Source organism: Allobosea sp. (genome assembly GCF_048595345.1).
GTDB lineage: Bacteria > Pseudomonadota > Alphaproteobacteria > Rhizobiales > Beijerinckiaceae > Allobosea.
On record NZ_JBMDWH010000222.1, the window covers coordinates 23,559 to 30,803 of the forward strand.

General features: G+C 65.6%; 7 protein-coding genes and 1 pseudogene. 1 reads left to right on the forward strand and 7 read right to left on the reverse strand.

Annotation, left to right across the window (positions count from 1 at the left end; translation table 11 throughout):
* Positions 1–115 precede the first annotated feature (115 nt).
* On the forward strand, positions 116–613 hold the full coding sequence (locus ACOJTB_RS19835; RefSeq protein ID WP_420104247.1) for an RNA pyrophosphohydrolase: 498 nt from the start codon (positions 116–118) through the stop codon (positions 611–613).
* 77 nt (positions 614–690) lie between these two features.
* Here ACOJTB_RS19835 and ACOJTB_RS19840 read toward each other — a convergent pair whose 3' ends face one another.
* From ACOJTB_RS19840 to ACOJTB_RS19870, 7 genes and pseudogenes are all read right to left on the reverse strand, one after another.
* Positions 691–1,104, reverse strand: a complete 414-nt coding sequence (locus ACOJTB_RS19840; RefSeq protein ID WP_420104248.1) for a F0F1 ATP synthase subunit epsilon — start codon at positions 1,102–1,104, stop codon at positions 691–693.
* A 139-nt stretch (positions 1,105–1,243) separates the two neighbouring features.
* Complete coding sequence (gene atpD / locus ACOJTB_RS19845; RefSeq protein WP_420104249.1) at positions 1,244–2,725, reverse strand: F0F1 ATP synthase subunit beta; 1,482 nt, start codon at positions 2,723–2,725, stop codon at positions 1,244–1,246.
* Between the two features lie 77 nt (positions 2,726–2,802).
* Positions 2,803–3,672: a F0F1 ATP synthase subunit gamma gene (locus ACOJTB_RS19850; protein WP_420104250.1), complete on the reverse strand. Its 870-nt coding sequence runs from the start codon at positions 3,670–3,672 to the stop codon at positions 2,803–2,805.
* Positions 3,673–3,779: 107 nt separating this feature from the next.
* On the reverse strand, positions 3,780–5,312 hold the full coding sequence (gene atpA, locus ACOJTB_RS19855) for a F0F1 ATP synthase subunit alpha (RefSeq protein WP_420104251.1): 1,533 nt from the start codon (positions 5,310–5,312) through the stop codon (positions 3,780–3,782).
* On the reverse strand, positions 5,312–5,878 hold the full coding sequence (locus ACOJTB_RS19860) for a F0F1 ATP synthase subunit delta (protein WP_134649342.1): 567 nt from the start codon (positions 5,876–5,878) through the stop codon (positions 5,312–5,314). Before ACOJTB_RS19860 ends, atpA begins: the two co-directional genes overlap by 1 nt.
* A 260-nt stretch (positions 5,879–6,138) precedes the next feature.
* Complete coding sequence (locus ACOJTB_RS19865; protein ID WP_420104255.1) at positions 6,139–6,522, reverse strand: AGROH133_08824 family phage infection protein; 384 nt, start codon at positions 6,520–6,522, stop codon at positions 6,139–6,141.
* Positions 6,523–6,625: 103 nt separating this feature from the next.
* Positions 6,626–7,245, reverse strand: a pseudogene (locus ACOJTB_RS19870) (primosomal protein N'); the annotation flags it as partial.

Genomic DNA, 7,245 nt, shown 5'->3' on the forward strand with positions numbered 1-7,245 from the left:
AGCGGCTCGACCCGGTCCGGCGAGAAGCGACAGCGACGAAGCATGTCAGGAGGGGCGGGGGTCCAGTCTGTGCTCCGGATTGCCTTGCTGCTCTCCTGCCCGCGATAATGCCGCCATGTCGGATTCGCTCCCCTACCGCCCCAATGTCGGCATCGCGCTCTTCAATGCGGTGGGACTGGTCTTCACCGGCCGCTCGCACAGTGCCGGGCCGGAGGTGATCACGCCTGGGCATGACTGGCAGATGCCGCAGGGTGGAATCGACGCCGACGAGGAGATCGTCGCCGCGGCTCGGCGCGAGCTGGCAGAGGAAACGGGCATCACCCAGGCCGAGTTGCTCGGTGCCACGGAGGAGTGGTGGAGCTACGACTTCCCACCCTATGACGGCCCGCCGCACCGGCTTTGCGCCTTTCGCGGCCAGCGGCAGCGCTGGGTGGCGTTCCGCTTTACCGGCGATGAGGGCGCGATCGACGTCGGCCGGCCCAATGGCGACGAGCCGCCGGAATTCGCCGAATGGCGCTGGCGCCCGCTGTCGCAGACGCCGGAACTGATCGTGCCCTTCAAGCGCCCGGTCTACGAGAAGGTGGTGGCGGCCTTCGCCCGCTATGCCACCTAAGCGGACGCGCCGAAGACAGGACAAAGAAAAGGGCCGCTTGCGCGGCCCTTTCGGTCAGTCCCGGTTGCCGCGGGCGGTCACGCCACCTTGCGGCTTTCGAAGACGTGTTTGAACTCGCGCAGCTGCGAGAGCGTCTCGCGCAGGCGCTTCTTGTCCTCGTCCGTATGGGCACCGTCTATGCGGGTCTCGACGGTCAGGATCTCGGCATCGAGCACGGCGGTGTCGACATCCTCGATGAAGCGCGCCTGCTCGGCCAGCACCGTGGCCGAAGCCTGGTTGACCTCGACGAGGCCGCCATTAACGAAGAATTCCTTGCCGTTGCTCTCGGTCGTCTGAACGAAGAGGATGCCGGTCTTCAGCGTGGCGACGAGCGGCGCATGGCCGGCCAGCACCGTCATCTCGCCCTCGACGGACGGGATGATGACGCTGACGACATCGCCCGAGAACAGGATGCGCTCCGGCGAGACGAGTTCGAACTTGAAGGTGGCCATCGCCTTACTTTCCTCCGACGTCATCCCGGCCGCAGCGAAGCGAAGAGCCGGGATCCATGCCAGAACCTTTAACTTCCATGCTCAGGCATGGATCCCGGGTCGGCCGGCGGCCGCCCCGGATGACCTCATGAAGCAGGCCTCAGGCGGCCTCGGCGGCCAGGCGCTGGGCCTTCTCGACGGCTTCCTCGATCGAGCCGACCATGTAGAAGGCCGCCTCGGGGAGGTGATCGTACTTGCCATCGACCAGACCCTTGAAGCCCTTGATCGTGTCCTCGAGGGAAACGAGCTTGCCCGGCGAGCCGGTGAAGACTTCCGCGACGTGGAAGGGCTGCGACAGGAAGCGCTCGATCTTGCGGGCGCGGGCGACGGTCATCTTGTCGTCTTCCGAGAGCTCGTCCATGCCCAGGATCGCGATGATGTCCTGCAGTGCCTTGTAGCGCTGGAGGATCTGCTGGACCTGACGGGCCACCGCATAGTGCTCCTCGCCGACGATGTCGGCCGAGAGCATGCGCGAGGTGGAGTCGAGCGGGTCGACCGCCGGGTAGATGCCCTTTTCCGCGATCGAGCGCGAGAGCACGGTCGTGGCGTCGAGGTGGGCGAAGGAGGTGGCGGGCGCCGGGTCGGTCAGGTCGTCCGCCGGGACGTAGATCGCCTGCACCGAGGTGATCGAGCCCTTGTTGGTGGTGGTGATGCGCTCCTGCAGATTGCCCATGTCGGTGGCGAGCGTCGGCTGATAGCCCACCGCCGAAGGGATGCGGCCGAGCAGCGCCGACACTTCCGAACCCGCCTGGGTGAAGCGGAAGATGTTGTCGACGAAGAAGAGCACGTCCTGGCCCTTGTCGCGGAAGTCCTCGGCGACGGTGAGGCCGGCGAGAGCGACGCGCATGCGGGCGCCCGGAGGCTCGTTCATCTGGCCGTAGACCAGCGCGCATTTCGAACCCGCGGTCGAACCGCCGTTCTCCTTGGGGTTCTTGTTGACGTTCGACTCGATCATCTCGTGATAGAGGTCGTTGCCCTCGCGGGTGCGCTCGCCGACGCCGGCGAACACCGAATAGCCGCCATGGGCCTTCGCGACGTTGTTGATCAGCTCCATGATCAGCACGGTCTTGCCCACGCCGGCGCCGCCGAACAGGCCGATCTTGCCGCCCTTGGCGTAAGGCGCGAGCAGATCGACGACCTTGATTCCGGTGACCAGGATCTGCGCTTCGGTGGCCTGCTCCGAATAGGTCGGGGCGGGCTGGTGGATGCCGCGGGTGTTGGTGGTCAGGATCGGGCCGGCCTCGTCGACGGGCTCGCCGATGACGTTCATGATGCGGCCGAGGCATTCCTCGCCGACCGGAACCGCGATCGGGGCGCCGGTGTCGGTGACCTCCTGGCCGCGGACCAGACCTTCGGTGGAGTCCATCGCGATGGTCCGGACGGTGTTCTCGCCGAGATGCTGGGCGACTTCCAGAACGAGACGGTTGCCGAGATTGTTGGTCTCGAGCGCGTTCAGGATCTCGGGCAGCGCGCCGTCGAACTGCACGTCGACGACGGCGCCGATGACCTGGGCGACGCGGCCGGTGCCGGTGTTGGCGGGCTTCTGGTCGGAGGCGGTGGTCTGGGTATCGGCGTTTGCCATGGCGGAACCTCGGAACTAGCGCATTCGGATGTGGCAGAGGCCGGCGGGATGGCCCGCCGGCGGAAGTCTTCAGGTCGTCAGAGCGCTTCGGCGCCGGAGATGATCTCGATCAGCTCCTTCGTGATCATCGCCTGGCGCGAGCGGTTATAGAGCGTGGTCTGCTTCTTGATCATCTCGCCGGCGTTGCGCGTGGCGGAGTCCATCGCCGACATGCGCGCGCCCTGTTCGGAAGCGGCGTTCTCGAGCAGCCCGCGCAGAATCTGGACGGTCAGGTTGCGCGGCAGCAGAGCCTCGAGGATCTCGCCCTCGTCCGGCTCGTAGTCGTAGACCGCGTCGGTCTGCTGCGTGCCCTGAGGGATTTCGGCCGGGATGATGCGCTGAGCCGTCGGGATCTGCGCGATCACCGAGCGGAAGCGGGAGAAGAACAGCGTCGCGACATCGAACTCGCCATTGGCGAAACGGGCGAGCAGGTTCTGGGCGATGGCCTCGGCGTTGACGAAGCCGACCTGCTTGAACTCGCGCAGGTCGATGAATTCGATGATCTCCGTGGCGAACTGGCGACGCAGGATGTCGTAGCCTTTCTTGCCGACGCAGATGATCTTAACCGTCTTGCCCTCGGCCTTGAGCGCATTGGCCTTGTCGCGGGCGAGGCGTGCGATCGAGGAATTGAAGGCGCCGCACAGGCCGCGCTCGGCGGTCAGCACCAGCAGCAGATGCACCTTGTCGGCGCCCGTGCCGGCGATCAGCCGCGGAGCGGTAGAGCCGGAGACGCCGGAAGCGAGGTTCGCCAGTACCGTCTCCATGCGCTCGGCATAGGGGCGGGCGGCCTCGGCGGCCGTCTGCGCACGGCGCAGCTTCGCGGCCGCGACCATCTGCATGGCCTTGGTGATCTTCTGCGTCGCCTTCACCGAAGCGATGCGATTGCGTAGGTCCTTAAGGGACGGCATCCGATCTTGATCCCCTCATCCGTCGCCGCGAACACCGCAGCGACGAAGACATCCAGAGGACGTGCGCAGCAAGGCGGAACCGCCCCGCTGCACTCGCTATGACGATATTACGCGAAGGACTTCGCGTAGCCCTCGACGATCTGCTTCAGCTTCGCCGCATTGGCGTCCGAGAGATCCTTCGAGGTGCCGATCTCGTTCAGCATGTCGGCATGCTTGCCGCGAACCAGGGCCAGAAGCCCGTCCTCGAAGGCGCGGACCTTGGTGACCGGGAGCGCGTCGAGATAGCCGTTCACACCGGCGTAGATCACCACGACCTGCTCTTCCATCTTCAGCGGCGAGAACTGCGGCTGCTTCAGGAGTTCGGTCAGGCGGGCGCCGCGGTTCAGCAGGCGCTGCGTGACCGCGTCGAGGTCCGAGCCGAACTGGGCGAAGGCGGCCATCTCACGATACTGGGCGAGCTCGCCCTTGATCTTGCCGGCGACCTTCTTGGTGGCCTTGGTCTGGGCCGAGGAGCCAACGCGCGACACCGAGAGGCCGACGTTCACGGCCGGGCGGATGCCCTGGTAGAACAGGTCGGTCTCGAGGAAGATCTGGCCGTCGGTGATCGAGATCACGTTGGTCGGGATGTAGGCCGAGACGTCGTTGGCCTGCGTCTCGATGATCGGCAGCGCGGTCAGCGAGCCCAGGCCAGCGGCCTCGCCCATCTTGGCGGCGCGCTCGAGCAGGCGGGAGTGGAGATAGAACACGTCGCCCGGATAGGCTTCGCGGCCCGGCGGGCGGCGCAGCAGCAGCGACATCTGGCGATAGGCGACGGCCTGCTTGGAGAGGTCGTCATAGATGATCACGGCATGCATGCCGTTGTCGCGGAAGAACTCGCCCATGGCGCAGCCGGCGAAGGGCGCCAGGAACTGCATCGGGGCCGGGTCGGAGGCGGTGGCGGCGACCACGATGGAATATTCCATCGCGCCGCGCTCCTCGAGCACCTTCACGAGCTGGGCGACGGTCGAGCGCTTCTGGCCGACGGCGACGTAGACGCAGTAGAGCTTCTGGCTCTCCGGCGCGCCTTCGACGTTCAGCGGCTTCTGGTTCAGGATCGTGTCGAGCGCGATCGCAGTCTTGCCGGTCTGGCGGTCGCCGATGATCAGCTCGCGCTGACCGCGGCCGATCGGGATCAGCGCGTCGACGGCCTTGAGGCCGGTCGCCATCGGCTCGTGCACCGACTTGCGCGGAATGATGCCGGGGGCCTTGACGTCGACGCGGGCGCGCTGGGTCGCCTTGATCGGGCCCTTGCCGTCGATCGGGTTGCCGAGCGCGTCGACGACGCGGCCGAGCAGTTCCGGACCGACCGGAACGTCAACGATGGCGCCGGTCCGCTTGACGGTGTCGCCTTCCTTGATGTCACGGTCCGAACCGAAGATAACGACACCGACGTTGTCGCTTTCCAGGTTCAGCGCCATCCCGCGGATACCGCCGGGGAATTCGACCATTTCACCAGCCTGAACGTTGTCGAGGCCGTAAACGCGGGCGATACCGTCACCGACGGAGAGCACCTGGCCGACTTCAGAGACTTCCGCCTCTTTGCCGAAATTTTTGATCTGATCTTTGAGAATTGCGGAAATTTCCGCGGCGCGGATATCCATCAGCCGACCTCTTTCAGTGCAAGCTTAAGAGTAGAGAGTTTGGTGCGAAGGGACGTGTCGATCTGGCGCGATCCCACCTTGACGATCAGACCACCGAGAATGGACGGGTCGACGGTGACGGCGATCGCCACGTCTTTGCCGGTGACGCCTTTCAGCGCCGCCTTCAATTCAGTTTCCTGCGCTGCGGTGAGCGCATGGGCCGAGGTTACATCGGCCGTGATTTCGCCGCGGGCGCGGGCCGCGATGGCGCGGTAGGCCTTGATCATGCCGGGAACGGCGAAGAGGCGGCGATTTGACGCAACCACCTTGAGGAAGTTTGCCACGAGGCCCGTGATGCCGGCCTTGGCGGCAACGGCGGAAATGGCCTTGGTCTGATCTTCGGCGGAGAAGACGGGGCTGACGATCAGCCGCTTCAGGTCATCGCTCTCATCGATCAGGGCCTGGAAACGGTCGAGATCGGCGCCGACAGCGGCAGCGGAGCCAGCTTCCTGCGCAAGGTCGAAAAGCGAAGACGCGTATCTTTCTGCAACACCGGAAACGAGCTGGGATGTGTCTGCCACGGGCACAAGCTTCTCTTCTTTTCATCCAGAGCGTTGGTCAGTAGCGGAGCTACGGCCCTAACACCCTGAAATCGTTGCTGTAATCTTCAGCTCCCACAGGCTTTGACGCCCGCTTTTTCTGAATTTCGCGGTTCGTCTAGCATAGGAAACCCGGACTCGCAACACGCCGGACGCAGGAATGCGCCATAAGTCGGCCATAGTCGGGGCGAAACTTCACGGCGTGAGGTGTGTTCGTCTGTCCGGGGATATGAAACGCCGCTTTTGGCTCAAATGAAGCCGAATGCGTATCCGAGCGGGAGCGCCGCCAGCACCGCCTGGACCGCAAGCACGAGAAGGTTCTTCAACGTGAAGGAGCCATCCGACAGAAGCGAGAGAAGGCGGCCGAAGGCGGCCAGTGCGAAACCTCCGCCAATCGCCATGTAGATCCAGCTTTGCGCCATCATCAGCGCGACGATGGCAAGCCCCGTGTAGAAGCCGCCGGCCGAGCGCACGAAGGCCAGCCCTTCCCGGCTCGCCTCCTGAACCTGCAGGCCCGCGAGCCGGAGCGCCGTGCCCGGCGCAAACAGGGCGAACAGTCCGATAAGCCCCGTCGCGACGGCCGCACAGAAGGCCAGGAACTCGCCAGTTTCGGTGGGTATGTAGAATTCCATCATGGCGGCCTCCGTCGCTTCGCGCGCATCCTCTATCGCATGGCGCGCCACGCCGCAGAAGCGGGGCAGGCGCCTGCGCACAATTCTTTGTTAACCATGCGCCTCAAAGGAAGCTCTGCGGATCGATGTCGAGCTGGACCTGGATCGACGCGCGCTCCTTCGGTCCGTTCGCGAGCATCGCGCGCAGGAAGGCCTGCATCTCGCTTCCGCGCCGGCCGTGCACCAGAAGGCGGAAGCGATGACGGCCGCGCACCAGTGCGAGCGGCGCCTCCGCCGGCCCGAGGATCGAGATGCCGTCCGCATGGGGGGCCGCCTGGCGCAGACCGCGCGCATGCGCTTCGGCCTCGTTGCGGGTGTCGGCCGAGACGATGACGGAGGCGAGCCGGCCGAAGGGCGGCAGAAGCGCCTTTTCCCGCTCGCCGATCTCGCGGTCGTAGAAGGCCTGCGCGTCGCCGGAGACGATTGCCTGCATGACCGGATGTGTCGGCTGATAGGTCTGGATGAGGCCGTGGCTCTTGAGGCCGGAGCGGCCCGCGCGGCCCGTCACCTGCGACAGCAGTTGGAACGTGCGCTCGGCCGCCCGCGGATCGCCGTTCGACAGGCCGAGATCCGCATCCACCACGCCGACCAGCGACATCAGCGGGAAATTATGCCCCTTGGCCACGAGCTGCGTGCCGATGACGATATCCGCCTCGCCGCGCGCGATCGCTTCCAGCTCCAGCC

What these genes read in the sequence shown, in the direction of transcription:
- ACOJTB_RS19835 (WP_420104247.1), top strand. Translation starts at nt 116, where the DNA reads ATGTCGGATTCGCTCCCCTACCGCCCCAATGTCGGCATCGCGCTCTTC.
- ACOJTB_RS19840 (WP_420104248.1), bottom strand. Translation starts at nt 1,104, where the DNA reads ATGGCCACCTTCAAGTTCGAACTCGTCTCGCCGGAGCGCATCCTGTTC.
- atpD (WP_420104249.1), bottom strand. Translation starts at nt 2,725, where the DNA reads ATGGCAAACGCCGATACCCAGACCACCGCCTCCGACCAGAAGCCCGCC.
- ACOJTB_RS19850 (WP_420104250.1), bottom strand. Translation starts at nt 3,672, where the DNA reads ATGCCGTCCCTTAAGGACCTACGCAATCGCATCGCTTCGGTGAAGGCG.
- atpA (WP_420104251.1), bottom strand. Translation starts at nt 5,312, where the DNA reads ATGGATATCCGCGCCGCGGAAATTTCCGCAATTCTCAAAGATCAGATC.
- ACOJTB_RS19865 (WP_420104255.1), bottom strand. Translation starts at nt 6,522, where the DNA reads ATGGAATTCTACATACCCACCGAAACTGGCGAGTTCCTGGCCTTCTGT.